Raw genomic sequence first — 26,552 nt, forward strand, 5'->3', positions numbered from 1 at the left:
GTGTAAAAAATCCTTGCATTATTTTTAACGCGATTCATTTACCGTTGTCAAAAGGTAATTTGCTGGTTTAATCTAAAATTTCTCTACTAATCTCCCTAAGTCAGCTACGACCAAATCTGCTCCTTTGAGGTTATCGGCTTCTCCGATACCGATAACCTGCATGCCAGCTGCCCTAGCGGCATCGATCCCAGCCTGGGCGTCTTCCAACACCAAACATGCTGATGCCGCTATCCCCAATGCGTCGGCGCCTTTTAAAAAAACTTCGGGATTAGGTTTGGAAAGCTGAACAGCATTCCCATCAATCAAGGCATCGAAATAACCGACAATTCCGGTTTTTTCAAGAATGCCCAACGCATTTTTACTTGCCGAACCAAGAGCAATTTTAATTCCTCTTTCCCGCAGTTTTTGCAATAGTTCCAAACTTCCCGAAAGTAAATGTACTGGACTAAGCTGATCGATCAATTCCAGATACCAATCATTTTTCTGCTGCAGCAATGCTTCTTTTTCGCTTTTAGACTTCTCCAGTCCAGCCCATTTCAAAATCAGCTCCAGAGATTCAACGCGACTCACACCTTTCAGCTGTTCGTTGTCAACCGTGCTGAACGAATAGCCCAAGCCTTCCGCTAATCGATGCCACGCTTCAAAATGGTAGACTGCTGTATCCACCAACACACCGTCCAAATCGAATATTACGGCCTTTACATTATTATAATTAATCATTGAAAAATGAATTCTATAGAATTTTATTTATGTTAAAACTTAAGCTCAAAAACCCTAGTCTCATAAGCTCCCAATTGTAGGATATTGCCTACCGGAATGGTTTCTTCTTTTCGGATAATGTCCAAATACGACTTTACGTTATTGTTTCTCTCCCTAAAGCGGTCCAATTTGAGTGTCTTGGTGGTATCATTGCAATTCATGACTACCATAACCGTCTGTTGTTCGTTGTAGCGGAAATACACATACACGCCATCTTCGGGCACATACTGCATCGTTTTACCAGTCTGTAATACAGTATGCTTTTTACGATAATTGGCTAGCGTTTGAACAAAAGTCCACATATCCTGCTCTGCCTTAGTCCGGCCTTCGGGGCTAAACTTATTCCTTTTGTCGCCCACAAAACCACCTTGAAAGTCTTCCCTTAGCAAACCATCGGGATTGGAGAAATTTTTCATCAGAATCTCCGCTCCATAGTATAACTGTGGAATACCTCTAGTCGTCATCAGCCAGGCCAGTGCCGATTTGTACTTCTGCACATTTTCCCCAACGACGGAGAAAAAGCGATCTTTATCGTGATTGTCCAGGAAAAGTACATTACGCTCAGGTTGCGGATACTGATAGTCGGAAGCCAAAGTTGCATACAATTTATTCACACCTGTAGTCCATTCGGTCTTTTGGTTAAGGGCCTCCCCTATAGCATAGTTAAGTTGAAAATCTGTTACTCCCATCAACTTGGAATCCACATCTTGGCCAACCCGCTTCCCGCCTAGGAAATAAGCTTGATTAGCAACACCATGGACCCACGTTTCACCAAAAAAGGTGAATTTTGGATACTCCTGCAGGATGCGGTCTGTCCATTGACTCATAAAATCAAGATCATTATACGGATAGGTGTCGATGCGGAATCCATCTATTGCCGCGGTCTCTATCCACCAGATATGACTTTGCGTCAAATAATTTTGAACATAAGGATTCTGCTCATTCATATCGGGCATTGTGGGAACAAACCATCCTTTGACCATTTTCTTTTTGTCGTCTGCAGATGCATAGGGATCAAAAACAGTTTGGTCTTTGTAGGAAGTCTGCGTGTAGGTCGGCCATTCATTGAGCCAGTCAGCCATCGGTTTATCCTTCACTGTCCAATGATAACTCCCTATATGATTAGGTACCACATCAAAGATCAATTTCATCTGACGTTTATGCAGTTCGTCGGCCAATTGTACATAAGTATCGTTGCTACCAAAACGCGGATCGATATGATAGGTTTCGGTATTGGCATACCCATGATAAGAAGCCTGTGGCATATCATTGGTCAACACGGGTGTCAACCACAACGATGTCACGCCAAGATCGTGTAGGTAATCCAGTTTACCGATAATACCTTCGAGATCACCACCATGACGCAGATACATCGAATCGCGGTTTAAGCTCATATCCAACATGCCCTTCACCTGATCATTTGCTCTATTTCCATTGGCAAAACGATCGGGCATGATCAGGTAGATCAAATCGGAACTGTTCACGCCTTGCGCTTTTACTTTTTGATCTCTTTGCTTCAACTCATAACGATGGGTCAGTTTCTTCTTTCCTTGACGAAAGGTAAACGTTGACCATCCTGGTTTGGCCGAGGCAGCTACCTTGACATCCAAAAACAGGTAGTTGGGATTTTCTACACGATTGACCTTAACAAGCTCTATACCTTTATCCTCTACCTCTACCTCTACCTCGCTTTTACCTATTTGGGGCCCATAGACAACGAGCTGCAAGTTTGGATTTTCCATGCCTACCCACCAGTTTAAGGGTTCTACGCGTTGTATGGACTGCCCCATTAGAGGGATACATCCTACAAGTGTTAGCGCCAAGAATACTAGGGCAATCTTTCTCTTTACTTTTAACATGAGCTACTATTTTTTTGTCAACGTATAGGTATTTGCATTTAAATTCAACACAATATCGTAGGTACCCGCGCTGGCAACAGCGATATTTGCGCCACCAGCGGCTAGTGTTCCATTTGCACCACCAAAATTGGTTCCCCAGTCGTGGTTTTTACGAAATTTAATCTCGCCTGCAGTCAAGCTTACTGTGAGTTTCCAAACCTGATTGGCGTTATCGTATTTCATATCCGTATCGGCATCCCATCCCTTCGGTGAGGCACTACCAATAATACCCCAGCTATGGTCTTTGTAAGAAATGGTGTTGGCTGTTGTATTTACTTCCAATTCAAGATTACCGGCACGTGGAGCTTTTAAATTACCTCCACCATTAAAAGCGAGCTTACCATCTGCAGTCTGTCCATAGGAATTCGCCCAGTTACGTTCAGTCGTGATCTTAAATTCTGAATTTTCTTCCGGAAAACTAATTATTCCAGTATAAATCCCATTACTTGTCGGTGATACAATTGATTCAGCAGTGGTCGGATCCCATCCCTGATAAGATCCCGGAACATACAAATAGCTAGTCGAAGCAAAAGGGATCGCCTTCAAGCCAGCTAAAGCCGAATACACTACTGTAATTTTCGAATTAATACTCGACTTGAGACGTACATCAAATTCCGATACTGTTCCTGTTGGAACGCCAAGAGCGAGTAAATAGCTATTCAGTTCATAACCTGTAAAACCTAGCGCGGTACGACCACTAGGAATGACCACTTCCTTCACAGTTTTAAAATTGTCCCCTTTAAGTCCAAACTGAAGTACATTCGTTACCGCTGCCTGAAATCCAAAATCAGCGGGCACTACTGCAAGGTGCAGCACCGTATCGCCTGCATTATCTTTTGATAAGGCGATGTCATTTTTATCGAGGCTTAAACTGGCTGGCTGTATGCCCTCACCGCTCGCCAATATGGCGCGGGTCTCGTCTTTTTTACAACTCTGGAATGCCACCATAAGTAGCAGCAGAATTCCAATATAGTGTCTAATTTTCATCTGTTTGATTTATATTTTCAATAGCTGATGAAAGCAAGGTTCAATCGTCAGCCGCTTATGCGCAGACCAATCTGTATTGCCCAGTTTCATCAGTCAACAATTGTCTATTACAGGAATTGATTAATTATATCCTGGGTTTTGTACCAGGTTCGCGTTCGCAATAATATCCGAAGCGGGAAGTGGGAACAGTGTTCTATACCCAGCAACTGCCTGGCCTGCGAGCACACCACCCTTAAAAGGCCAGAGATAATTATCACCTGTAAATTTGCCATAACGGATCAAATCCGAACGTCTAAATCCTTCCCAGTATAATTCTTTCACACGTTCATTTAAAATACCATCTAACGAAAGGTTAGCCAAGTTGCCACTGTTGTTGTCATAGGCACGCACACGCAATTTGTTTACATAGTCGAGTGCTTTCGCCACAGTACCACCAGCACCGCCCCGTAAAGTTGCCTCTGCATAGATCAGGTTCATTTCTCCCAAACGGATCAACGGAAAGTCAACAGATGCCACGAAACCTTCGGCCGCTGGAGGAGCAGTTTTACCATCCTTGTTCACATTACGGAATTTGGTAACTGCCAATCCCTGTTTATAAACAGCGATATCTTCAATTTTAACACTTGTATTTAAATGAAACATGGCACGTTTATCTGTTTCGCCAGAATAATCACCAAAAATAGTCGCAATATTATCACGAGTGCGATTTCCGGCCCAACCTCCACCCGGTACACCGAAAGATGTCGGATTCATTGTCGCATCTATCGCCGCATTGATTAGATATGTTGTCCCGCCTTTGCTCTGCGTCTTGGTCCCATCGTAAGGCAGGTAAAAAATAAATTCCGGATTGTTCACGTCATTGTCTGCATAAAACAGCTCCCGGTAATTGCTGCCCAAACTATAGTTCGAATTCAAAACTTTTTCCGAATACGTAATCGCTTCAGTATATTTCTTATTACCTGCTCCCAAATACACTTCAGCATTGAGGTATAAGCGAGCCAACAATCCCCAGGCTGCCGCCTGATCCACACGACCATAGACATTCTGTTTCGGAGCTTTTAGCTGACCTGCTACTTCCAATAGCTCTTTCTCCACATACGCAAAAAGCTCAGGCCTTTTAATCTGCGGTGGAGAAACTTTACCAACAGGGGTTTCCTCGGTTACAAATGGGGGATTGCCAAATAAATCAAGGAGTACCCAATAGTTATAAGCCCGCAAAAATCTCGCTTCAGCGCGATAATAAGCAATCTCCTCTTTATCAGTGTCCGAGATACCTCTTTCAGCCAATTTAGCATCTGTACTCTCTCTTAAGAATTCGTTAACGAGTGTGGCACTATAAACACAACGCGTATAAAGGCCCCGCAGCATAGGATTGCTGTCATCAAAATTCAGATAATCTAACCCACTGATGCCTGGGTCATTCAGCCATGCACAAGCAGCCTCATCCGTTGTCAGTTCTTGTGCATTCCAAAAAAGACGCAAAAAATCAGACGTGCCGGCATCCAATCCACCCAGATCGGAGTTATTAGGTCCCGAAGTACTGGTGAGGGTCAATGATCCATATAATCTTGCAAAAGAGGAAGTGTACCCCTGAAAATCCTTATAAGCAACATCTGCGGTAACATCGTTGGTCGGTTTTAAGTCCAAATCCTTGTGGCAGCTGCTCAATGCGACAGCAAGCAAGCAAACGCCTATATATTTATTTAATTTTTTCATTGTCATATTGTTTAAAAACTTACATTAACACCCACCACGTACGTTCTTGGTCTGGGATAGAAACGGTCATCTATACCATTGGATATTTCCGGATCAACCCCTTTATACTTGGTGATCGTAAATACATTCTGTACCGTTGCAGAAATAGACATCGAAGCATTACTATTTCGGATAAATTTTCCAAGATTGTAACTCAGATTGACGTTATCCATTTTCAAAAACGAAGCATTCTTGATATAGTAATCACTTTGCAGCTGTTTAAGCAAGAAATTGGTGTTCAAAAAGTCCACCGGTGCATTGTTGATAACCAATACTGCCTGATCACTGACGTTCGCACCACTACCTAGGTTGGATGAAACATTATCGTACACATAGTTATCTAGGTTAGCACGCAAAACGGTTGTTGCAGACCATTTTTTGTAACTATATGCTGCAGTAAAACCTAAAAGATATTTTGGTAAAGGTGATTTATACAGATAACGATCGTTATCGCTGATCACCCCGTCCCCATTACGGTCAACATAGACGCCTTCAACAGGATGCCCTTGTTCATCATATACTTGCTGGAACACATTAAAACTATTTGGCATGAAGTTCACTTTATGTGCCTGAATATTGCCACCTGTCCCCCCACGGATACCACCAGTCTCGACGATAAAATTCGGATCATCGCTCTGTGTCAGGTTTGTCACCTTGCTTCTGTTGTAAGTCAAATTGAAACCAAGATCCAACGATGAACTTTCAGTTTTCACGGGGACATAATGCAAGTTAAACTCCAAACCCTGATTTTCCATATTGCCAACGTTGGTCAACAGGAAATTGCTAAAGTTTGATCCTACAGGAACTGGAATGGTACTGAGCAGGTCTTTGGTCTTCTTGGAGTAATAGTCTATGCTACCATAGAATAAATTGTTGGCAAAACCAAAATCGACTCCGGCATTATAGGTCGTTGTACTTTCCCAACGGATATCTTGATCATAGGCAACAGGAGAATTCAAATAAAAATATTCATCACCAAAGCGATACATCGATTCATTGCCACTAATGGTATAATTAGGTAGATAAGAATAATTGGCGATACCATCTTGCTGTCCCGTTTTTCCATAACTTAAACGAATTTTCAATTCTGAAACTGAAGCGACTTCTTTCAAAAATCCTTCGTTCTTTGCCCGCCAGGTAAATCCAACAGATGGGAAATAACCCCAACGGTTGTCAGGACTAAAACGTGATGAACCATCGGTGCGCAATGTTCCGGACACAACATAGCGATTGTCGTAAGTATAGATCAAACGACCATAATACGAGATCAACAGATTTTCAGGTCTATCAAACGGCCGTGTTGGCTCATTTAGGATCTTATCACCTTCTGCATTTGTACGGTTAAAATTATAAACCTTACTGCTATTTTTATAGTAGCCATACCCCAATGTTGCGTCAATATTGCTTCTTATTGCCGGCAGTTCTTTGTCGTATTTGAGGTAAAACTCAAGGGTTTTATTGTTGATATCGGTTTTATATTGGGTTCGCTCACCACCCTCGTTAAAATTACGTGCAGCGATCGCTGGCGTGAATGTGTTGCCTTTTGAACGTGCCAGATCGTATCCGACGTTTAAGTTGGCATGCAGCTCTGGCAGGAAGTGAAAACTATAATCCACTTTCGCATTTCCAATACTTCTAAACACATCACCATTATCTTTGCGTAGGTCCAATAAGGCCAAAGGATTTCGCGGTGCATTGGGATTAGGTTTTCCACCCTGAATCCACTCGTAGTACCCTCCAAAACTATTTTTATCATCTACATAGACCGGCTGTGTAGGATCAAACTGAATGGCTGTACCGATTGCATCCTGAGTCGCGAATTTAGATTTTGACCACGTACCACGTACATTCACATCCAATGAAAGATGATTGTCCAGAAATTTTGGTGTTAAGGCCAATGCAGCAGTAGTTCGCTTCAAGTTATCATTTTTTAGTACCCCATCCTGATTCATATATCCCGCAGAAATACGGTAGGGCATATTTCCTGCCTTCGAAGCAATGTTAACGTTATTGTCTGTGGTAAATGCATTGCCATAGATCACATCCTGCCAATCGGTATTGGCTGTTCCTAACAGTTTTTTCATGGCATCACTGCCATTTGTATTGACATAGTCACGGATTTGATCAGCGTTGAGTAGCTTTACTTTATTGGCTACGGTAGCCAGTGAATTCTGTGTCGAGAAGTTGATCTGCGTGCCCGAGCGACTGCCCTTTTTTGTTGTAATCAAAATAACACCATTCGACGCTCGCGAGCCATAGATGGCTGTGGCATTGGCATCTTTCAATATTGTAAAAGTCTCAATATCATTTGGATTAATCAAACTTAACGGGTTTGCTACCCCAGAGACCGAACCACCAGCCAATGGAATTCCATCAACAACAATAAGTGGATCGTTGCTGGCATTCAACGAAGCCCCTGTACGAATACGGATTGTGCTTCCTGCACCCGGTTGCCCACCACTGGTGGTGATCTGAACCCCCGGCACTTTACCCATAATCAGTTGCTCGGGCGAAGTGATTTGTCCCTTTTGAAAATCCTTGGCACTTACTGTACTGATGGATCCCGTCAGTTCGCTCTTCTTTTGTGTACCATAACCAATCACAACAACTTCCTCCAAAGCACTTGTATTGGACTTCAGGTATAAGCTTAAAGGATTTCGTCCCTCCTTTACCTGAATCAACGTATCCAAAGTCGCATAGCCGACCATACTCACCTTGAGACGCAATTTCCCCGTTTGAAGTCTATCCAAGCTAAAATCCCCATTCGCTGTGGTAGACAGCGATCTTTGAATATCTTCGAAGCGCACTGTGGCACCAACCAAGGCACTCCCTTTTTGGTCCATTATTCGCCCTTGAAGCGTAGCCTGTTGGGCTATTGCCGAAGCACTTACCCCAAGAAGCAGGTTCAAGGTCCAAAATGGACGTAATAGCTGTTTGTTCATAAAATAACTGTTTATTTATTTAGTTTTGTTTTGCTTATCAATTGGTATTGGCCTGGCAAGAGTGTCCATGTTGACTGACCGGACCAGTCGAATTCTTTTCCCGTAAAATTATCGACCCAATGCTTTTGTAGTGCCTGTGGCAATGCAAATGCAGTACTTTCTACCCCAAAATTGCCTAGTACGCCTACTTGTTGTCCTTCCTTTTCCAGTACAAAATATTTAACCGCATCCTTCATCGCCGATGTGACGACTGTCCCGTTTTGGAAAATGCTGTTTTTGGTTTTGAAACGAGTGAGTTGCGCATAGGTCTCAAAGAGCTTTTTGCGATCGTCTTGTTGGAGATAGCTCCACAACAAAGGCTTTTCACCTGTGCGACCATTTTCATCGATAGAAACATCATAACCGTATTCACCAAACTGCCAGATCATCTTAGGTCCTGGTGAAGCCAATAGAAACACAGCTGCCTGTTCCATACGTTTTAGTGCAGTACCTAGATTCTTGATGTTATAGCTGCCCGATGAGTTTCCATAATTTAAGCACTTAAACAGGAGTCTCTGCTCGTCGTGACTTTCCATATAAGACACAAAAGAAGGCTGTGCCATGCCGTGACCGGAAGCAAATAATCTTCCGAGATCAGAACCATTGTTGGCGGTCCATCCCATCGCCGCTTCGTTAAAGGCATGATTCATATTATTCCACAGCAACATGCCCGATTGCGCCAGTTCCATTTCTTCCTGATCGCCACCGAGATGTTCCAGAATAATATAACACGACGGATCAATGTTGCGAATATGCTGCTGGTATTGCTTCAAAATGGCTACACGCGATGCATCATACGCATTCCAGGCAGCTAAATCACTTTCTGACGTACCCGAATTTTTCTGCGTAAAACCTTTGGATAAGTCGAATCGGAAACCATCGATTTTATATTCCTGCATCCAATAAGTCAACACATCCTTCACAAAATTCTGTGTATAAACACTTTCGTGGTTAAAGTCGAAGCCTACATTAAACGGATGCTTAGCAACCGTATTGAACCATGGGCTGCTTCCAGCTACATTACCCTGCTCAAAATAAAGCTGTACAAGTGGCGACTGACCAAAAGCATGATTAAAAACAACGTCTAAAATAACGGCAATACCGCTTTCGTGACAAGCGTCGACATAGGCCTTGAAGTTATTTTTCAAGCCATAATATTTATCCAACGCACGATGAAAAGAAGGATTATAGCCCCAGGTGGAATTTCCTTCCGATTCTTGAACAGGCATCAATTCAACAGCATTCACCCCTAAGCGCTTTAAATAAGACAAGGAATCCTTGAGTGTGGTATACTGATGCTGTTTGACAAAATCGCGGACTAACAATTCATAAATGACCAAGTCACCTTCGACAGGCTTCTTAAATGCTGCTGTATTCCACGAATACGACTTGGCCGGAAGATCCAATACCCCCACAATTCCTTGTGCACCTACAGGATAAGCAGGTACAGCACCCGCCATCAATCCAAGTGACGCATCGTTTTGTGGGTCAAGGATCAATTCGGCATAGGGGTCGGCAATATAAAGTTGACCATCCACCAAGAATTGATACGTCAGTTGTTTGGAGAAATCGACATTTGATACCGTGGTCCACCAGGTTTTACCATCCGGTGTCTGACTCATCGCATACGCGGGCAAAGCTTTATAACCGTTAAAATCGCCCAATACATAGACACTTCTTTTAGAAGGGGCTGTCAATGCAAAACTAACTTGTCCTTTTTGCTTACTGATCGTCGTTCCGTTAGGACTAACTCCTGCTGGAAGTACTGCAATAGCTGGCTTAGCCTCTACAAATAATGCAATTTTGGTCATCGTCACCTGACCATCAGTTTCAAGGCGTGCTTCAAGTTGGTGCAATCCATCGCTTTCTAAGCGGAGGGATCTTTCCAGCGACTGAACGGCATCTGCCGCGGCGATTTGCACGCCATTGTCCCAGATACTAATTTTTCCCGATTGCGTTGCTTGAACTTTCAGCTTCACGCTTTCACCAGCGGTATATAATTGATCCGTTGCAATGGGATCTGTGGGTTGCAATGCGGGCGACACAAAACGAATAGCCTCTGCATTGGTCGCCACAAGAGGCAGAAATAAATCCGAATTATTTTTGTTTCTTTGGACCACCGATCCATCACCATTGCGGACTAAAATTGCTATCTGACCAAATTCTCCTCCATTATTCAGGTGAAAGAATTTAGCGGGTGTAAATGTGAAGGTATATAAACCAGCAGCAACAAATTTAAGTTTATAGGTGTTTTCATTGTTCGACCAGTCTGTTGCCACATGTTGCCAGCCGCCCCCATTGACAGAAATCAATCCAGCGTGTAAGTAGAGATCGGCTGTGCTACCTTTTAGCGCAGCATTTCCTTTCGAAAGATCAAATTGCAACGTGATTTCCTGATCCCAAAAGATAAATGGGGCGGAAAGATGTACCAAACCAGATTCCTGCTGTTCAATAACAGGCGGTTGCTCGACATCCACGATATCTTTTTTATTTGCACATGATGATAAGAGGATAATCAGCCAGAAATATCCTATTAAACGAGAGATATGCTTCCCCATCGATAATTAGCTTTACTTGGAATCTGATACTGGGAACGTTCCCGATATCAAGGCAAAAAGAAATCGCTTGTTGCGATTTACTGGATTTCCCTATCCAATAGTTATATACAAATTGATTATTTAAATACTTCCGGGAATGTTCCCGAAAGTATTCAAAGCTAAATAATGGGATAACAAAAAACAAATATTTCTTTTCTTATTTCAGACTAGATTTTTGAAAAATAAGCTGGGAATCAAGATAAACCGAATTAGCAAACTTATTATTTTCGGGATTATCCATCTTTTCCAATAGGTATTTTGTTACTAATTCGCCCATTTCATAGGCTGGCTGCTTCACTACGCTCAGTGCAGGATCAATCAGGTCGGCTATATCCAGACAAGAAAAACAAATGATTTTGAGATCTTCAGGAATACGGATTCCGCGCTGCTTGGCGACGCGTATACTCGAAATGGCAAGGCGCTCTACAGCGGCAAAGATGGCATCGGGTTTTTCCTGTCTGATCAACCTGGCAATAGCTTTCATATTTTGATCGGCATCGTTAACCGTATCCAGAATAAGTTCCGTTCTAATCGGAATTCCAGCTTCCTGTAACGCTTTTTCGTAGCCATCTTTACGCACCTTACCTATGGAGACATTCGGATTGATCGCGAGATAAGCAATCCTTTTACAATCGTTATCGATCAAGTGTTTAGTTGCCAAGTAAGCAGAATCAAGGTCATTACCTGTGATGTATCCGCCCTTCCAGTCGTCATATGCACGGTCAAAAAACATAACCGGTATTCCCCTTTCAGCCAAAAGCTGCAAATGCGAATGATCTTTACCTTCACCTGAAGCTGAAATAATAACACCATCCACACGTCCATTGGCCAATGAGCGGACAATTGAGGCCTCGTTTTGGACCTGATGATCCGTGACGTAAATTAACGTATGATAACCCTTAGAGCGTGCCACAGCCTCGATTCCTTTGATTGCCTGCGAGAAAAATTTATTACCAAATTCGGGAATAATAATTGCGATGGTCAGACTTTTATTTGCTTTCAGACTGCTTGCATAGACATTGGGCGAAAAACCAATTTCTTCGGCCATGGCCAATATCCGGGCTTTGGTCGCCGGATTAATATCCACATTGTCCCGAAATGCGCGGGAAACGGTCGATTTTGACAAGCCGAGTTTTTTGGCAAGATCTACTATTGTTAATTGCGACATATCAAGATTCCCTTTGCTGTTCGAATGTAATAATTGTTGGGTACAAATAAAGCAATTATCTCTCCAGAATAGCAAATTTTCTTTTTGTCCTCTTTGTTTTAAATCAGCGGGCCATGTTTTTTTATCTCCCGATAAGAAAAGCGATCTAGTGATCAAATCGTGTGAATAATCTCTTCAATATACTCGCTTTCGACAGTTAACCGTCAGCAGAACAACTTGTTTTGCATGGCCTTTTTTTGCCTATATCCCTAATGCTGTTTTCGGGTCGTCTTCGTATTGTTCGTATCACCTTCGGATGTGGACAATCTTGCTACGGTTATTGATCGAAAGTTGACCAGATAATTCCTGGTCAGAGTCTGGTCAATAGCTAGTCAATAGCTGTGCCATATCTGTATTGCATCCGAATAAGGTACGAAGCAGGTACGAATCTTTCCCCACTATTTGATCAAAAAATTGTGAGCGGATGCTTAACAGGCTTAGCGTATTTTGCTAAGCCTGTTTACAAACAATCGCCTATTTTCTTTACTAAAACTTTTTAAAATCCCATTCTCCTCTGTAAGGTCGGCTACGCAGGAGATTGGCATATTCGTTATCAAATTGTTCTTTTTGCGGGTTCCATTTTAAATCCTTTTGCAGTTCATATGCAATATTGATGGCATTGCACACTGAGCTCGTCCGGTGACCTATTTCAACATCACAGATAGGCTTACTTCTTTTTTTAATCGCATCAACCCAGTCCTGATAGTGATTATCACTATAATACAAACGACGATCAGAAGAAGTCAGTTTAAGATTTGCTAAATTATCCGGGTTCGAGCGTATAAACTCCCGGCTTACCTCAATCTTCCCTTTTTCACCGATAAACTGGATCGCATTATGTACCCCCCATTGTTTATGATTTACGATAACACCATTTGCATAGCTAAAAGAGAGCCCACTGTTACTATTCGGTGTTTTAGGAGGATTGAACGCCACGGGTCCAGAATCATCCATGCCCAATGCCCATTGGACAATATCAAACATATGTGCTCCCCAATCGGTGATATAGCCGCCGCCAAAATCGCGGTAACCACGCCACCAAGCCCATTTATCGTCCTCTAAAGGTGGACTTAATATCGGATTATAGCCGCGATAAGGTGAAGGTCCTACCCACATATCCCAATCGAGATAATCGGGGGCTGGCATGGAGGGAAGGTCACATTGTTTGACCGGTTCGCCCACAGAAACATTGATTTCCTTGATTTTGCCGATATAGCCATTGAGAACCAGTTCTGCTGCCTGTCTAAAATTATAGGAAGAACGCTGCATGCTGCCCGTCTGAAATACACGTTTATATTTTCGGGTTGCATCGACCATGGCACGGCCTTCGGCAATGGTCAATGCAAGGGGTTTCTCACAATAAATATCTTTGCCAGCTTTAGCCGCATCAACTGCAATCTGCGCATGCCAATGATCGGGCGTTGCAATGACAACAGCATCAATATCTTTCCGATCCAATAGTTCCCGATAATGATGATAGGCCTTGATCTCGGTCTGTGCTTTTGACAATTCCGTCTGTTTTTTCGTTGTCGCTGCAATAAATGCAGCTAATTTTTTTCGGTCTACATCGCAGGCAGCCAGACTTGCGATTTCCTTGCAGCGATTGAGGCCATTCATCAAGGTATAGGATTGTTTTCCGACACCAATAAACCCAAGATTGATACGATCACTTGGCGCAAGAAATCCATTGCCTCCCAACACAACGCGCGGGACAATTGTAAAAGCCAAAGAGGATACAATTCCCTTGGCTATAAATTCTCTTCTTTTCATTCTTTATGGATAGTTTATTCTTCTGCACGTCCCTATAGTACTTCTTCAGTCCTTGACGGCAAAATGGTTTATGTATGGATGATTTGTTCAGGTTTTCTTAAAGATAGTTTATTCTTGTATAGGAACCAAAGTAATCGAAGCAATCTCTGGCAAAGTATCGCCTTCGATGGCTGTAGCCTGCAAAATCACCTTCGTACTGGGCTCACCAATTACTTGCTGGGATACCTCAATGGTTCCCATGGCCACTTCCTTAAATTTAGCTTCTTTTTCAGTGACAAACGTCCATGGGAGCTGCTGTCCGAGCATCGAAAGCACAATTTTACCGTGCTGCTTGCTATTCGCCAGATAATTGACGAGCACACGATACTTCCCTGGTTTTTGAATTTTGATATCCCAAAATACTTTATCCGCAAGGTCTTTCCATTGACCAATGGCGTTCGGGCGGTTTGGATCATGGGTATGTGCACCAATAATTTTTAATCCCTTTCCTTCCTGTAATTTTGCATTATTTGCGTTCATCACGATACGTCCATCTGCCTGTGTCTGGGTCAGGCTTTCCTCAACAATTGGTTTTCCCTGGATTTCGACAACAATAACCTTCGGTCCTTTCTTACTATCGAAGATATCGACAGGAATTGCTGGTTTTCCGTTTTCTAAAGTAGATTTTAACTTCATGTTAGGTGAAGCTAGGGCGTAGACAGCCGTCACTTTATTTTTGATGGGCAGATTTATTTTTCCATCGGCCGGGCGATCAAAAACATGCAGATACAGCTTCCCATTTTTTTGGGTACAATACCCCCAATCCAAGGCTTGGAAAGGGCTCGCGGTGGTCCCGTAAATAGCTTCGCTATTGATCTTCATCCACTCCCCGATTTGCTCCATAATTTGCACTGCAGGTTGAGGAAGGGCTCCGTCACCATCGGGTCCGACATTTAACAAAAAATTCCCTCCTTTACTCACCGTTTCCACAAATAATTGCATGATCTTGGGAAAGCTTTTCCAATTTTTATCGTGCGCACTGTAACCATAACTTTCATTCATGGTATGGCTTACCTCCCAGTACATGCCGGGCAAGCCGGTTGGCGGTATATATTTCTCTGGAGTACCAATATCGCCATTCCTATTTTCAAGTCCATTCCAGAATCGGTTATTGATAATAATATTGGGCTGCCATTTGATCAGATCTGTCAAAATATGTTTCGTCCCCCAGGCTTCGCCCTCGTGCTCTTTATTACTAAAGTCGGGCCACAGCATATCTAAGCGTCCGTACTGCTGAGCAAGCTCTTTAATCTGGCCATAGAGATAGGCTTTATAGCGTTCATGATCTGGCTGATGCTTATCCACATTCGGGTTCAGCTGAAAGGCCTCATAAGAATCGGGATGTTGCCAATCCAGGAGCGAATAATAAGCTCCTACTTTCATCCCTTCCTGACGGAAAGCATCCATAATTTCGCGGTAAAGATCTCTTCCTTTCGGCGATAAATTTGCCGTACCCGTAACATCATTTTTCAAGGCATAAGGTTGTTGGCTATTGAACAGGCTAAAGCCTTCGTGATGTCGCGAGGTCAGCACCATATACTTCATACCCGTTTTTTTTGCAAGGCGTGCCCAGGATTTTGGGTCAAAGGAACCTAAAGTAAATTTTGGTTTCAGTACTTCGGCATACTGCTTACTGGGAATTTTCCCCCAGGTTTGTATCCATTCGGCATAATGTTGTGGATATTGTTTCCCTTCAAAAGAACCACCTGCTACACTGTACAATCCCCAATGGATAAACAGTCCAAAACGGGCCTCTTTAAACCATTCCATACGTTTATCTTGCGTCTCCTGCCAACCGGCAACACCTTCATAAGGTGCCGATTTGGTCTGTGAAATAGCAACATCGGTCATGCACAGCAACATTCCCACTGTTGCTGCACACTTCCACTTAAAAAAATTGATTTTCATCATGATATAGATTTATACATAAAAGTTCATTTATTCGGATTACAAGCTATCGTCGATCAGAAACCCAACGCTTGAATTTCATCTTGAATAGCATCATATGCTTTGCTTGCATCTTCTATTGGAATTCCCTTGGATAGTCCAGGTCGTTTATGACCTGTATAGGTTAGCCATGCGTCTTTCATCATCGTCTGCCTTTTCAAAACAAGCGTATATAACTGGCGAAGTTTTGGTTGATTGTGCAAATTGTCATCCCATGTGCTTTCAATCGGGAAATCAGGCATCAGGTGCTGTACTATTTCCTTAGCCATTAGCCAATGCCCCAGCTCTCCGGGGTGCACCCCATCTGCGGCCAGTTTAAACTGAGCGTCTTTCTCGATCCCAGCTTCCAAGTAGCGACGCATGGGAAAATGCAGGTCGATGATTTCCCAGGAATGCATTTTGGCATAGCCGATAAGCCATTCGGCATAACGATCCAATACTTTATTGTAGCCATTGAGCCGAAGCTGCGGATCATCATGCACCGGTGGAGTCATCCATATAATACGTTTGACGCCCTCTTCAACCAAGCGTTTATGCAAACGGATAATTCCATTTTTGTAGGCTTCAAAACGAGCAGAATCAAACGGAAGGTAAATACCGTCATTCATGCCATAACAGACGAGGACAACCTCGGGTTTGATTTTATCGAGTACATTGTCCAAACGATCAAATAGACAAGGCCGCGGAAACTTTCCTTCGGCATGATTCGGCTCACTAAGCCCAGATACGGTCTCACTTGGTAGCCCCGAATTAATAAATTGGGGTTTCTTTTTCGGGTGACTGCTCAGGAATAGACTTTCTATCATAGCGACATATTGCCCCGCGTAAGTAATACTATTGCCTAAAAAAAGTACTTTCTGTCCATCACTCAAACTAAAGTCCTTAACATGACTTTGCCCCTTTACTTGCCTAGACAAAAGGCCTAAGCACAATAGCAATACAAAAAAACGAAGTTCGTTTCTACGAAATGATAAATTTAACATTGTGTAATATTGGATCAGTTGGACAAGTACCAAACCTTACATATCTCATTGGTTTAGGTTGATACCAATATGCGCAAAAGACTTATTAGATAACTATTGAGCGCTGTCCACAATTGATTATTTGGTCATTAAATTAATCAATAAGCACATGAATTCAAATTAAATTACTGAAAGACAGAAGATTGTTACATTTACATCTTCTATTAGTTAGTTAAGAACTCTTGTTGATAACAAAAGGGCTGTCCAAAGGGCAAAAAAAAGCCTGTCCAACCAAGTCGGACAGGCTTATATTCTTAAGCAATTAAGTCTTATTGCATATTGAATTTGGAGATACTCAGTTCTTTAAACTCCAGCTTTTTATCTCCCAGGACACGCAGCTTGGTTATTGGCCTGTTCGGAAAAAATAAACTGGTCATTACCGTTAGCCCCTCGTCTGCAAAAAGCTCCACAGAGCTCACATCAACATACAAGCTGAAAGAGAGCGTTCCGTTGTTCAGCAGGCGTTGTGCTGAAGCTATCTTTGGGAATTCCTCATTAAACGACACTTCACCGGACTTAGAGCGATCGATGTAATATGCATTTTGGTCTTCACGATAACCAATAAACAATTCGTCACCAGATTCATTTGACAGGATCACTTTAAAAGACTGCTGCTTCAAATCTTTGAGGTCCAAACGGTACGCTTGTGGGAGATGTTGCCCGAACGAAACTTCCTTCGTTCCGCCGCCATGGTATTTTTTAAGCAGTCGGAATGCAGTTTCAATTTCTTTGGGCGCCGTACTTGCAACATAGAACGACTGTCCAATTTTATCCAACGATAAAACACGGGGTATGGTTGAGGAAGAACGCCATTTTGTAGTGGGTACCAAATTGGCATATTGCCAGTTGCTCATCCAGCCAATCATCAGGTGCCTATCCCCTAGATTACTCCAAGTTACGCCGGCATAATTATCGGGTCCCCAATCCAACCACTTTATTTTAGTATCCGCTGTTCGGAACTGATGCCCATCGAAGTCACCCACAAAATATTGTGTTACAGAACCACCGTTGGGTCCACCTGGATTGATGCTGACCAACAAAACCCATTTTATAGTTCCTTTATAGTCCATGGGGATAAGATCAGGGCATTCCCAGACACCGCCATGAGCCCCCAACTCTTTGCCAAACTCACTTTCTTTCTGCCATGTTTTCAAATCTTTGGAAGAATAGAAAGTAATACAATCTTTTGTAGCTAAGGTCATAATCCAACGTTGGCTATGCGCATGCCACATCACCTTTGGATCTCTAAAATCCCATATACCAGGATTCGGCAAAACTGGATTTCCTTTATACTTTGTCCAAGTAAGGCCCTGGTCCAAACTATAAGCCAAACTTTGATTTTGATGCAATCCTGTTTTTCGATCCTCTTCCTGATGATTGTGATGGGTAAAAATGGCAACCATAGCACCTTTTCCAAAACCTGCCGTGTTGTCTTTATCGATCACTGCGCTACCAGAGAAAATAGTTCCTAAACTGTCGGGGTACAATGCGATCTTCTGCTCGTCCCAATGGATTAAATCTTTACTGATCGCATGGCCCCAATGCATAGGCCCCCAAACGGGCTTTTCGGGATTATGCTGAAAAAAAAGATGATAATTACCGTTCAAATAGACCAGTCCATTGGGATCGTTCATCCAGCCCTGCTGTGGGGTAAAATGGTAAAGTGGGCGATACTTCTCTTCGGGATCCCCTTGTTTATGCTGTCCCGTCTGTGCCAGACTTGTACCAAAAACACCTAGCAGGAGCATTAAAACACTGTATTTCTTTAATCTCATCATTGTTCTTTTGTTTAGATTTCTAATTAGGTTATTGTTTGCTCCACTAAGCAAATATCCTATAAATTGTCAGGAAGATTTTTCGATTTTCAACTCATTCACTTTTACTGTTCCTTGATCCGCGAAAATAGTCCAAGGGTTTTGATCCATTTTATAGATCCGGTTGGTAAAAGCAACACGATCATTCACATATACGATACCAATCGATTTTTCAATAATAATTTTCACGTTAAAAATCCGGTTGGTCGGTACTGTAAGTGGCGTAAAATTGAGCTCTGTTTTACTTCCTCCGCCATCGCGTGCCTCCTTGTTCATAAACAGTGCGGGCATATTCCAACGATTGGATGAAGTCAGATCAAAAGCAATGCTATACACTTCGGTCGGATCATCACATGCGCCAAATGAAAAACCAAATTGACTGGATTGGGAAGCATCAATGGTCATTGTCATTTTAACGGATGAAGTGTTCCGGTTAAATTGTGCATAACTTCTTCCGCCCGATTGCGCTGTCAAACTATAGGTTTTATTCGATTCGGAAACTTGACCAACATTGCTCAGTTTTTCAAAGGCAACTTCCTTATTGAATTTACTGTTTAGGGCTTCCGGAATTTTAGGATATAAACGTCCTGAAGCTCCCTGAACCAACTGGTGTGAAATTAAATTTCCAGCCCAGGGCAGTTCGTTGTTATTATTTACTGTTTGCCCGGTCGAACACCAGCCGGAAAGATAACGTGTCGTACCGTCGCTAGCCGTCTTGCCCGAATAGAGATAAAGTCCATCAAAGGTTTCATGATGACCTTCGGCATCCCGACAGATCGTCCAGGGGCCATCCGGAGAATCCGCAACACGATAAAATGTCTTGCGGTGTTCATCCCGGTTGATCCGCGAAAACAAGAGATACCATTTATTGCCCATTTTAAATAAATCCGGGCATTCCAATAGTTCTGCATCTGTTTCGATTCCATATTTCTCTACTGTCCCTGTGGTCGCAACGAGCGGTTCAATCATAGACCAACTGCTTAAATCGGTTGACTGATAACGTGCAAGGATTCCTTTTCCATCTTTTCGCGTCGTGACTAGCATCACGTAGGCATTTCGGCCTTCATCCCAATAAACCTGTGGATCCCGAAAATTATTTCGATCATAGCCCGCCGCAGCCTGCAGTGCCATAGCTGGTTGCTTAGTCCAATTCATTAAATCAGTGGACGTGGCCAACATGATCTTTTCTGCTGGAGTAAAAACACTGTTATGCCCCGTATAGAAACAGTAATACACTGTTCCTTTTTTGATAAAACTTCCTGTTCCGATCCATTCATCCTGACTCCCCACAGCGCCCGACGACAATACTTCGGTATAGCCCTCAAATGTTCCAAAGTCACTTGTTCGCGTGCTATAAATCGGGTGTCTGTTGGCATTCTCATAGAGATAAAACAAGTAGAACTTTTTATCGCTGGCATTGTAATAAGGCATGGGATCGCCCACAAACCCCTGCTGAGGCCTATAGAATCGTTGATATGGGCCAGCCTCCTGCCCCGAAATACAAGCCGTAGAACTGTCCACAGGTTGTATTGTTATGGGCTTATCTACCACTGTCGAACGCTCGTCGCTATTCTTGCAGCTTGTTAACAAGCTGAGCAAGAATACTGTCGGAAGCAAATACATTTTTGGTCTCATGATTTAAATCTTTCTATTAATCCCTGATTAGCTATCATTTTTGTTTTTATAATAACTTGTTTTGTTTGTACTCGATTACTCTTTGGGTAATGCCTTCAATTCGTCCCAATACATCCGTTGGGTAGGAAATGCCACGGGCTGCCCATTAGGATGCTCATGTGGCATTACCAGTATATTGTTAATAATAGCCTTTCTTCCAGCAGGAATCTGAAAAACCAATTCTTGCCACTCACCGACATGATCTTTCGAATAATTGGCACGCAACCAATCTTTATTCTGTTCGCCATCCGATTGAATTTCCAATTGCACATCACCAGCAACATCTTTCAATACCATCATCGAGAAACGCCCGTATTCCGCCGGATTGATCGTCACTTTATTTGCATTCCAGAGTGCTCCACCGTGCCAGCCTTCACCAGTTTTATTGTCCCGCACAAAAGACGCACAGAAAGGTGTTGCATTAATTCCAGTGGTTTTCGGATTGGGATAAGGTGAATCCACCGTACTCACCCCTAACCCGTCGAAATGAGGAACGCTGGTTTCGCCATTATAAATCATAAGGATTTGTTTGGGTTCTGTACCCAATAGGGCAGTTACCGTGTATTGGAAAGTCTGCCCCATATACGCAAGGCTGTATTTTATGGGGGAACTTAAATCTACGGGCCCACTCTGATTGGGCGTTATGCTTGCTCCGGCTGTAAATTCTATCGCAGGTGATAGATTCTTTAGGTCTGTCCCCAGGGGTAGGTAAATTTTAATACTTTTATTTTTCTGATCAATGATCCCTGCTTTTTCTCCGATGCGGAATGCCGTTATTTCTGCTTTGATTTCTTTGACGGTTACCTGGTAGCTATTGAAAAGATTACCATTAAACACGCGGTAAGTAATCGGTGTTGTGCCAGAAAATGAAAAATTTTGGGCGATGCCTGAAGCTGGAGAAACCTTTGCATTGCTGGGCAATTCAATTGTCGGAGCTACCGCAGAAAGATCTGTACCTTCAGGAACCATAACAAGAATGGTACCTTTTGCCTGATCTACTTTCCCAATGGTATTGCCGACCTTGAAAGAAAGTACATCTACATCTGCACTCAAATTGAGTGTGCTATCGGCATCACGCTTGCAGGCAGCGAGAAGCCCGATAAACAGGATGGTAATCCCTACTTTTATATAATTGTTTAATGTGTTCATTGGAATAATTGGTTATGCTAATCGTTCAACAATAAATGCCTATTTAATAGCCTGGATTTTGTTTATACAGATACTTACTTAATCTGATCTGTGCTTCGGGAATCGGCAGATATTCATTCCTATCTGCTGTAAAATGTGCCGAGGAATAATAAGATCGACGTGACTTTTCTACATCATAATAAGCATTCATGGCCTGGTCTGCAATTCCCCAACGTACCAGATCAAAGAACCTTCCATTTTCCATTGCAAGCTCCAAACGTCTTTCCCAACGTAACGCCTTCCGGGCATTATCTTCGGTCCACACAATATTATCACCATTTTTGTAGGTTTCGATCAGCGTTTTATCATTTGCATAGCCCGTAAGTGAGGTGCTATTTTTTGCCCTCGTACGCACTTGATTGATCAATGGCAGTGCTTCAGCCGATCGATGCAGCTCGATAAGCGCCTCTGCCCGCATTAACAGCACATCGGCAAAGCGCAATACAATTCGATTCTTTGTATTCGCATAGAAGGGTACCATCGGAACGAAACAATCACAGTCGGGATCAACATTTTCTTTTAACGAGGCATAAACAGCATACTCCGCCGGATTACGATTCCAGCTTTCTTCGTATGTTCTTTTGCTACTATACTTGTACGGTAAGCCCGGGATTGCAACTGTATGGAATAACCTCGGGTCATACTTCTCGGAGGTATTAAAGCTATTCAACGCATTATAATTATCCAGTGGTAGACCTTTACCCGTTGTGCGAAACGCATTGACAAGGCTTTGACTCGGTTTATTGAAATCACAACAGCCCACCCCCATAGGAACAGAGAGCACATCAGAAAAGTTAACACGCCCAAATTTTGTCCCGTCATCTTTTGAAAACTGAACTGAAAACAGGGCTTCCGTCCCATTTTCATATTTGCCCGGCAAGAAGTTAAAAGCAAAGTCGGTTTCCAGCGTATGGTTCGATGAAAGCACAATATCGGTATTTTGTATAACCTTTTTCAAATCTCCCGCATCGATACCTGTCACCAAATTACGTTCGGCATTGTCCTGACGGTATCCCTTATACAGATAAGCTTTAGCGAGATAAGCCGCAGCGGCGATACGATTGGCCCGACCGACCTCCGTTTGCACAGGAGGAAGATGATCTACCGCATACTGAAAATCCTCCACAATCTTTTGCCATAGCGCATCGTTAGTCAAGGCCCTATTCGATACGGTTTCATAGCTGTCTACTGGTACATTTTCATCGATATAAGGCACATATTTGAAAAGGATCTTGAGCATAAAGTAAAAATGCCCCCGCAGAAAACGTGCTTCACCCAGTTTTTCTTCCTTCCCGTCGAAATTGTCCATTTCCTGTATGGTCTTGATTGTTGTATTGGCACGCGAAATCGCAACGTACAATTGAAACCATAACTTATCCAACTCCGCGAAATTGGTTGTAATGTTATTGGAGACCTCAAGAAAATGAAAGGTCTGGATATCCTGTGGTCCCGATCCACCTTTATAAGCATCGTCCGACCGAACCGTACCATAGGGCCATAAGCTAAAAGGGACATCATAATGATCATTGCCCAAAGCGGCATAAGTCGCTGTCAATAATCGTTCTGGCTCCTTAACCTGATCGGAGCTCAGCACACCATTGGGTGTTTGATCCAAAAATTTGGTACATCCTGGAAGTAGTCCAGCAAGAACCATAAGTATCGCTATTTTAGTGGTTATTTTTTTCATCCGTATAAATTATTTATAAGTGTATAGCCTTATTTTTCCCCTTTTTAAAATCCAATATTTACCCCGGCTGTCCAGGTCGTTGGAATTGGATACCCCCAACCTACATTTTCAGGATCTACACCTGTAAAATTCTTTGACTTAACGGTAAATAGGTTCTGACCGGTCACATAGATCCTTAGCCGGCTCATACGCAGGCGAGAGGCTGTTGCTGTTGGCAAGGTATAGCCCAGAGATAGATTCCGGAGTTTCATATAAGATCCATTCTCGATAAAGTAATTTGACAGGCGGCCCTCGTCATTGTTGTTTGTCGTCTGTAAGGCGGGAATCGTTGATGTTGGATTTTGTGGTGTCCAAGCATTGAGCAGACGTACGCCTTTATTGGAATTGACGTCGTCCACACTCCAGAAGTCCGTTTGTTTTTTCAGCCAGTTTTCGACATCTATCCCCTGTACCCCCTGAAAGTACGCCGATAGGTCAAAACCTTTATATTTTAGCACAATGTTCAAACTATAGGAAAAATCAGGATGAGGACTACCGATCCAAGTACGGTCCATGTCCGTAATCTGATTGTCCGCATCATATACATTCACATAACGTAAGCGTCCAATCCCCTTACCGGTCTGATTGACGTGCGCATCCACCTCGTCCTGATTCTGAAAAATACCGTCGGTGACATAGCCATAAAACGATCCCAGCGGACGGCCGATAATATTATCCCCCTGACGACCGCCATAGGAGTTTTCTACTGCTTCGGGCAAATGTGTCACCTTATTTTTATACGTCGAGAAGACAGCCATCACATCATAATCCAGTCCAAAGGCTGTTTTATTACGATATCCGGCCGATACGTCCAAACCTTTATTTTCCATGGATGCACCATTTGCCCAGCGGTAACCGCCCTCTCCGACCACACCGATGTAGGCTGGATTGATCAACATATCTTTTGTTGCTTTGACATACCAGTCAATCGAACCATAGAGACTTTGTTTAAACAGTGAAAAGTCCAAGCCAATATTCGTCTGCGTTGTGGTTTCCCATTTTAGATCATTATTTTCCGTTTGGATTTTGCGGTATCCCGATGGTAATTTTCCAGTTCCTGTACCCGAGAGATCGTATGCTGTACCATCCACGATGTTCCATGTGGGATCAGCAACACCATATTCGGGGACGAAAAGGGCATAGGTAGCCAGATTACCTATCCCTTGGTTACCTGTCTGCCCCCATCCAACCCGTAGCTTGAGGTCAGAAATATAATTTTTTGTACTTGCCATAAAGCGTTCAGAAGATATTCGCCAGCCTGCCGTTACCGCTGGGAAAGTGGCAAAACGGTTATTTTTACCGAAGCGGGAAGAGCCATCGTGCCGTACGGTGAAAGAAGCCAGATAACGCTCGTCATAGGAATAATTGGCTTTTCCAAAATAGGAGAGCAACGAGAAGCCTGTAGAGCCACCTCCTACTGCTGCTGTACCGGTACTCACACCTGGCCACATGTACTCTGGTGTCTCTATGGCAAATGCACCATCACCAGCAGTATACGCGTTAAAATTAATATCGTTCTGACGGTTCATTTCGATACCAGCTAGCACATCTAGAGTATGTTTGTCGATCGTCTTCCGATAAGTCGCTGTATTGGACCAAGTCCACTTCATCCCATGAGACTGCTCCATATTAACGCCACTTCGGCTGCTGTTCATAAATCCCGAGCGATAAGATACTTCCAAGTTACGTTTGTAAAAATTACTGTAATCCAGGCCATAACTGGTTCGAACATGCAGATCTTTTATTAGCTGTAAATCGGCATAGGCATTTCCAAACAAGCGCCAATAATTGTATTTATTATTTCGATTGTCGTAAAGTACACGCATTGGATTATGGCGGTCGTTCATTCCTAGTGCTGGTCCCCCCCAACCTATTCCATCTACTGTATGGACAGGAATAATGGGTAATGCTTTCAACGAAAGGTCAAGCACATCGCCAGGTACCTGCACTTCACCTGTATTGTTTACCGTAAAATTCTCACCAACAACCAGTTTTCCATCAAACAATTTGTAGTCAGCATTCATCCGGGCGGATATTCTCTGGAAATCAGTGTAACGGAGTGTCCCGCTGTTCTGCAAATAACCTAAAGAGAAAAAGGAGCTGGATTTTTCTGTTCCGGAGCTCAATGTCGCATTGTATGACTGTTGCAGTCCTGGTTTCGAAACTTCCTTAAACCAATCGGTATCGGAAGCATACATCGTATGTTCACGATCAATATACTTGGAAACAAAAACAGTAGTGAGCTGCGGCACGCCATTGGCGTCGTTATTCCATTCAAACTGATAACCAATATTATTTCCATTGGGGTTTCCACCGTTATTGATGGTTGCCTGCCATAGTGCACGACCATATTGTTGTGCGTCCAGCACTTTCATCCGGTTATTGAAATGTGTACTTGTGGCAAAGGCATCCACCGTAAGTTTTGGTGCACCTAGCTTTCCTTTTTTGGTGGTGATAACAATAACCCCATTCGCTGCGCGTGAGCCATAGATACTCGCCGAAGAAGCGTCCTTTAAAACCTGAATACTTTCGATATCATTCGCATTAAGTTCATGCATTCCTCCCTGTGTGGGGGTTCCATCAATGACATACAAGGGATCTTGACTACTGTTGATGGAACTGATTCCGCGCATACGCACTGTTGCCGCTCCACTTGGACTACCATCCGAAGTTACTGTCATACCAGCTACCCTTCCTTGCAGCGCTTTCATCGGGTTATTTTCCGGAGCCTTCATCATCTCAGCAACATTAACAACGCTCACTGCACCCGTCAAATCCTTCTTCCGTTCCGTTTGATATCCCGTAACAACTACTTCATCGAGTCCTTTTTCGGTGCTCGCAAGCTGAATATCGAGGAACTTTCTTCCGGCTACAGAAATTGTCTGAGTAGCATAGCCGACATAACTTATTTCCAATGTGCCCTGATTGCCCGAAGTCTGGAGGACGAATTCTCCCTTTTCATTTGTCTTGGTGGCTATTGTGGTTCCCTTCACCACTAAAGATGCCCCCACTATAGGTGCTGCTGTCCCACTATCCGTAATCCTTCCCCGGATTTCAGTCTGCTGCGCAAATGCGACAACAGAAAAAAGTGCCAAAGACGGGAGCAGCATCGCTTTCTGTCTTGTAAACATAATTGGTTATGAGTAAATGGTTAATTATTTAGATTGATTATTTTACTATGATAGCGT

Annotated in this window: 15 protein-coding genes; all 15 read right to left on the reverse strand. The window is 43.1% G+C overall.

Going from position 1 to position 26,552, the window contains the following annotated elements; translation table 11 throughout:
* Nucleotides 1-72 precede the first annotated feature (72 nt).
* Nucleotides 73-720, reverse strand: a complete 648-nt coding sequence (gene pgmB, locus B2W36_RS05285) for a beta-phosphoglucomutase (protein WP_293886643.1) — start codon at nucleotides 718-720, stop codon at nucleotides 73-75.
* A gap of 32 nt (nucleotides 721-752) precedes the next feature.
* Nucleotides 753-2,618: a glycoside hydrolase family 13 protein gene (locus B2W36_RS05290; protein WP_293886645.1), complete on the reverse strand. Its 1,866-nt coding sequence runs from the start codon at nucleotides 2,616-2,618 to the stop codon at nucleotides 753-755.
* 6 nt (nucleotides 2,619-2,624) lie between these two features.
* Entirely contained in the window at nucleotides 2,625-3,644 is a 1,020-nt protein-coding gene (locus B2W36_RS05295; protein WP_293886647.1) for a SusE domain-containing protein, read from the reverse strand.
* A gap of 120 nt (nucleotides 3,645-3,764) precedes the next feature.
* A complete protein-coding gene (locus B2W36_RS05300; protein WP_293886649.1) occupies nucleotides 3,765-5,360 on the reverse strand; it encodes a RagB/SusD family nutrient uptake outer membrane protein in 1,596 nt (531 codons plus the stop codon).
* Nucleotides 5,361-5,371: 11 nt separating this feature from the next.
* Nucleotides 5,372-8,341: a SusC/RagA family TonB-linked outer membrane protein gene (locus B2W36_RS05305; protein WP_293886650.1), complete on the reverse strand. Its 2,970-nt coding sequence runs from the start codon at nucleotides 8,339-8,341 to the stop codon at nucleotides 5,372-5,374.
* Between the two features lie 11 nt (nucleotides 8,342-8,352).
* Entirely contained in the window at nucleotides 8,353-10,938 is a 2,586-nt protein-coding gene (locus tag B2W36_RS05310; RefSeq protein WP_293886652.1) for an alpha-amylase family glycosyl hydrolase, read from the reverse strand.
* A 196-nt stretch (nucleotides 10,939-11,134) separates the two neighbouring features.
* Complete coding sequence (locus B2W36_RS05315; protein ID WP_293886654.1) at nucleotides 11,135-12,145, reverse strand: LacI family DNA-binding transcriptional regulator; 1,011 nt, start codon at nucleotides 12,143-12,145, stop codon at nucleotides 11,135-11,137.
* Nucleotides 12,146-12,670: 525 nt separating this feature from the next.
* Nucleotides 12,671-13,954: a Gfo/Idh/MocA family protein gene (locus tag B2W36_RS05320; RefSeq protein ID WP_293886656.1), complete on the reverse strand. Its 1,284-nt coding sequence runs from the start codon at nucleotides 13,952-13,954 to the stop codon at nucleotides 12,671-12,673.
* Between the two features lie 108 nt (nucleotides 13,955-14,062).
* Complete coding sequence (locus B2W36_RS05325; RefSeq protein WP_293886658.1) at nucleotides 14,063-15,904, reverse strand: alpha-L-fucosidase; 1,842 nt, start codon at nucleotides 15,902-15,904, stop codon at nucleotides 14,063-14,065.
* A 53-nt stretch (nucleotides 15,905-15,957) separates the two neighbouring features.
* On the reverse strand, nucleotides 15,958-16,923 hold the full coding sequence (locus tag B2W36_RS05330) for an SGNH/GDSL hydrolase family protein (protein ID WP_293886660.1): 966 nt from the start codon (nucleotides 16,921-16,923) through the stop codon (nucleotides 15,958-15,960).
* 308 nt (nucleotides 16,924-17,231) lie between these two features.
* The gene (locus B2W36_RS05335; RefSeq protein ID WP_293886661.1) at nucleotides 17,232-18,740 is read right to left on the reverse strand and encodes a glycoside hydrolase family 32 protein; all 1,509 of its coding nucleotides are present in this window, start codon (nucleotides 18,738-18,740) and stop codon (nucleotides 17,232-17,234) included.
* A gap of 66 nt (nucleotides 18,741-18,806) precedes the next feature.
* Nucleotides 18,807-20,411, reverse strand: a complete 1,605-nt coding sequence (locus B2W36_RS05340; RefSeq protein WP_293886663.1) for a glycoside hydrolase family 32 protein — start codon at nucleotides 20,409-20,411, stop codon at nucleotides 18,807-18,809.
* A gap of 75 nt (nucleotides 20,412-20,486) precedes the next feature.
* Entirely contained in the window at nucleotides 20,487-21,599 is a 1,113-nt protein-coding gene (locus B2W36_RS05345; RefSeq protein WP_293886665.1) for a hypothetical protein, read from the reverse strand.
* A 43-nt stretch (nucleotides 21,600-21,642) separates the two neighbouring features.
* Nucleotides 21,643-23,325, reverse strand: coding sequence for a RagB/SusD family nutrient uptake outer membrane protein (locus B2W36_RS05350; RefSeq protein ID WP_293886667.1), 1,683 nt, complete (start codon nucleotides 23,323-23,325; stop codon nucleotides 21,643-21,645).
* A 44-nt stretch (nucleotides 23,326-23,369) separates the two neighbouring features.
* The gene (locus B2W36_RS05355; protein WP_293886668.1) at nucleotides 23,370-26,495 is read right to left on the reverse strand and encodes a SusC/RagA family TonB-linked outer membrane protein; all 3,126 of its coding nucleotides are present in this window, start codon (nucleotides 26,493-26,495) and stop codon (nucleotides 23,370-23,372) included.
* Between the last annotated feature and the right edge of the window lie 57 nt (nucleotides 26,496-26,552).

This window comes from Sphingobacterium sp. UBA3549, from assembly GCF_002376635.1.
GTDB lineage: Bacteria > Bacteroidota > Bacteroidia > Sphingobacteriales > Sphingobacteriaceae > Sphingobacterium.

Coding starts and splice junctions, on each gene's coding strand:
- B2W36_RS05345 (WP_293886665.1), bottom strand. CDS start 21,599: ATGAACACATTAAACAATTATATAAAAGTAGGGATTACCATCCTGTTT.
- B2W36_RS05310 (WP_293886652.1), bottom strand. CDS start 10,938: ATGGGGAAGCATATCTCTCGTTTAATAGGATATTTCTGGCTGATTATC.
- B2W36_RS05330 (WP_293886660.1), bottom strand. CDS start 16,923: ATGTTAAATTTATCATTTCGTAGAAACGAACTTCGTTTTTTTGTATTG.
- B2W36_RS05305 (WP_293886650.1), bottom strand. CDS start 8,341: ATGAACAAACAGCTATTACGTCCATTTTGGACCTTGAACCTGCTTCTT.
- B2W36_RS05295 (WP_293886647.1), bottom strand. CDS start 3,644: ATGAAAATTAGACACTATATTGGAATTCTGCTGCTACTTATGGTGGCA.
- B2W36_RS05315 (WP_293886654.1), bottom strand. CDS start 12,145: ATGTCGCAATTAACAATAGTAGATCTTGCCAAAAAACTCGGCTTGTCA.
- B2W36_RS05320 (WP_293886656.1), bottom strand. CDS start 13,954: ATGAAAAGAAGAGAATTTATAGCCAAGGGAATTGTATCCTCTTTGGCT.
- B2W36_RS05340 (WP_293886663.1), bottom strand. CDS start 20,411: ATGAGACCAAAAATGTATTTGCTTCCGACAGTATTCTTGCTCAGCTTG.
- B2W36_RS05300 (WP_293886649.1), bottom strand. CDS start 5,360: ATGAAAAAATTAAATAAATATATAGGCGTTTGCTTGCTTGCTGTCGCA.
- B2W36_RS05325 (WP_293886658.1), bottom strand. CDS start 15,904: ATGATGAAAATCAATTTTTTTAAGTGGAAGTGTGCAGCAACAGTGGGA.
- B2W36_RS05355 (WP_293886668.1), bottom strand. CDS start 26,495: ATGTTTACAAGACAGAAAGCGATGCTGCTCCCGTCTTTGGCACTTTTT.
- B2W36_RS05350 (WP_293886667.1), bottom strand. CDS start 23,325: ATGAAAAAAATAACCACTAAAATAGCGATACTTATGGTTCTTGCTGGA.
- B2W36_RS05335 (WP_293886661.1), bottom strand. CDS start 18,740: ATGATGAGATTAAAGAAATACAGTGTTTTAATGCTCCTGCTAGGTGTT.
- pgmB (WP_293886643.1), bottom strand. CDS start 720: ATGATTAATTATAATAATGTAAAGGCCGTAATATTCGATTTGGACGGT.
- B2W36_RS05290 (WP_293886645.1), bottom strand. CDS start 2,618: ATGTTAAAAGTAAAGAGAAAGATTGCCCTAGTATTCTTGGCGCTAACA.